Below are 2,708 nucleotides of genomic sequence, written 5' to 3'. Positions count from 1 at the left end.
CGTCGACGACGCGCTAACCGCTTATGCCGCCGGGCAGGGCGCGGCCGGCGACGCCGTGCTCGCGAGCAAGGATCCGCTGGTGCGCGCCGCGGTGGAATGGACTTTCGTGCGGCTGCATCCGGGCGAAGCCGGCCTGGAGCGGGTGGCGGCCTTCATGCGCTCGCATTCCGACTGGCCGACCGTCCAGTTGCGCAAGCGCGCTGAGGAGTTGGCCGGGGCGGAAAGCGCCAAGCCCGAGCGCGCCGCCGCCTTTTTCGCCGAATTTGCGCCCACCACCGCTAGCGGCAAACTCGCCTTCGCCGAATTGCTGCGGGCCGATCCCGCGCGCGGCGCGGAGGCGGACAAGATGGCGCGCGACCTTTGGCGCGAGGGCGACCTGACGCAGGTTCAGGAAAAACGGCTGCTGAAGACTTTTTCGGGCGCGCTCTCAGCCGTCGATCATATTTATCGCGCCGATCGGCTGATGCTGCGCGAGCAGAAGGCCGCCGCCGGGCGCGCCGCCGCGCTGGCGGGCAAGGACGGACAGGCGCTCTACCGCGCCCAGGCCGATCTCGCCAATGACGCGAGCTGGGCCAAGGTCTCCGCCCGCGTCCCGGCCGGCCTGCGCGACGATCCGGGCCTGCTCTATCTGCGCATTCACAGCGAGCGCCACGCCGAACATATCGACGAGGCGGCGAAACTCATGCTGTCGGCGCCGCGCGATCCGGCGAAACTGACCAGCCCCGACGACTGGTGGGTGGAGCGACGTCTGCTCGCGCGCAAATTGCTCGACGCCGGCGACTTCCAGCGCGCCTATCGCATCTGCGCCGATCATTCGGCCGCGTCCAGCGAGTCGCAGATCGAAGCCGAATTCCATGCCGGCTGGATCGCCTTGCGCTTTCTTAACGATCCGGCTTTGGCCGCGACCCATTTCGACAAGCTGGCCCAGATCGCGCAGAAACCCCATTCGGTGAGCCGCGCTGCTTATTGGCAGGGCCGCGCCGCCGAGGCGCGCGGACAGGACGCCAAGCCGTTTTTCGCGCGCGCGGCCAATGAGACCGAGACTTATTACGGCCAGCTTGCCCGCGCGCGGCTTGGCGACGAGCCGGTGGTGCTGCGCCCGGCGCCGGCGCCGGCTGAAGGCGCCGCGCGCGCCGAGACGGTGAAGGCGGTCGAGCTGCTATTCGTCCTAGGCCAGAAGGACGCCGCGCGGCAACTCGCGCTGGAAAGCGTTACAGTGTTGTCCGCGCCCGAACAGATGGCGGCGCTGTCGGGCCTGATCGAGGCCAATAGCGACGCCAATACGGCGCTGATAGCGGGCAAGGCGGCGCTGCATCGCGGCCTCGCCATCGACAGCCTTGCCTTTCCGCTCAATGGCGTCCCGACCTATTCCGAACTCGCCAATTCGGCCGGACGGCCGGTGGTCCTCGCCATCGCGCGGCAGGAGAGCGCCTTCAACGCCACGGCGAAATCGGGCGCCGGCGCCTTCGGCCTGATGCAGATGATCGAGCCGACAGCGCGCAAGGCCGCGAAAAGCGCAGGCGTGACCTATGACGAGTCGCGCCTGAAAAACGACGCGGCGTTCAACGCCCAGCTCGGCGCCTTTCATCTGGGGCAATTGCTCGGCGAATATCGCGGCTCCTATGTCCTCGCCTTCGCCGCCTATAATGCGGGCGGCGGCAATGTCGGCGACTGGATCAAGGCTTATGGCGATCCGCGCAGCGCCAATGTCGATCCGATCGACTGGATCGAGCGCATCCCCTTCACCGAGACGCGCAATTACGTGCAGCGTATCGTCGAGAACCTGCACATCTACCGCGCCCGCTTGGGCGATCCGGCGCCAAATCTGTTCAGCGCGGATCTCAGGCAGAAGATCGCGACGCGGGACTGAGCGTCAGTTCGCGCGAAGATCGTCCGCGATGCGCGCGAAGACGGCGTCGAACATCGGCTCGGTCAGCACGCCCGTATTCGTGTTGTAGCGCGAGCAATGATAGCTGTCGTAAAGCCGCAGCCCGCGCTGCGCGAGGCGATGGACGGCGCCATGCGAGAAAGGCGTCGCCGCGGCTCTTTCGCCGAACAGCCGGACCGCGCTGTCATGCGCGACGCGCCCCAGACAGAGCACGGCGCGCAGGCGCGGCATGGCGGCGATCTCGCGCACGAGAAAATCCCGGCAGGCGGCTATTTCCGGCGTGGTGGGCTTGTTCTGCGGCGGCACGCAGCGCACGGCGTTGGAAATGCGGCAATTGTTCAGACGCAAACCATCGTCGGCGCTTTCGCAATAAGTCCCGACCGCAAAACCATGGCGGATCAGGGCGGGATAGAGCATGTCGCCGGCCCAGTCGCCGGTGAAGGGGCGGCCGGTGCGATTGGCGCCATGCAACCCCGGCGCGAGACCGACGATCAGCAGCGCGGCGTCGAGCGGCCCGAAGGCCGGAACCGGAGCGTTATGCCCGCCGGGCAAGGCGGAGCGATTGGTTTCGCGAAAGGAGACGAGACGCGGGCAGAGACCGCAATCGGCGCCGGGCTCGGCAAAAGCAAAAGGCGCGTCCGTGGTCATCGGCGCGCCTCCTGAAAATGTCGCATCATCGAGCGACCGTCTGGATCCGTCATTTCCGGATCATTCGTCTTCCGTCAAGGCGTCGTGCGGGGCGGCCGAGGTCGGCGTGACGGGGCGTCGTTCTTGAAACCGTTGCAGGCGTTCCGTGCGGTCGGAAGGATCGCGGCCGATC

General features: G+C 67.4%; 2 protein-coding genes. One reads left to right on the top strand and one right to left on the bottom strand.

Going from position 1 to position 2,708, the window contains the following annotated elements; all coding sequences use genetic code 11:
• Positions 1-1,870 (top strand): lytic transglycosylase domain-containing protein (locus ACE3S9_RS09535; RefSeq protein ID WP_374546220.1); only part of this gene is annotated, 1,870 nt, incomplete at its 5' end.
• Between the two features lie 3 nt (positions 1,871-1,873).
• On the opposite strand, the gene ACE3S9_RS09530 is transcribed toward ACE3S9_RS09535, so the two are convergent.
• Positions 1,874-2,536 carry a uracil-DNA glycosylase gene (locus ACE3S9_RS09530; RefSeq protein WP_374546219.1) on the bottom strand — a complete coding sequence of 221 codons (663 nt, stop codon included), beginning with the start codon at positions 2,534-2,536 and terminating at the stop codon, positions 1,874-1,876.
• Positions 2,537-2,708 lie beyond the last annotated feature (172 nt).

Origin of the sequence: Rhodoblastus sp., assembly GCF_041915505.1 — a bacterium.
Classification (GTDB): domain Bacteria; phylum Pseudomonadota; class Alphaproteobacteria; order Rhizobiales; family Beijerinckiaceae; genus Rhodoblastus.
The sequence above is the reverse complement of the archived record's forward strand: the minus strand, read 5'-3'. Positions and strand labels throughout refer to the sequence as shown.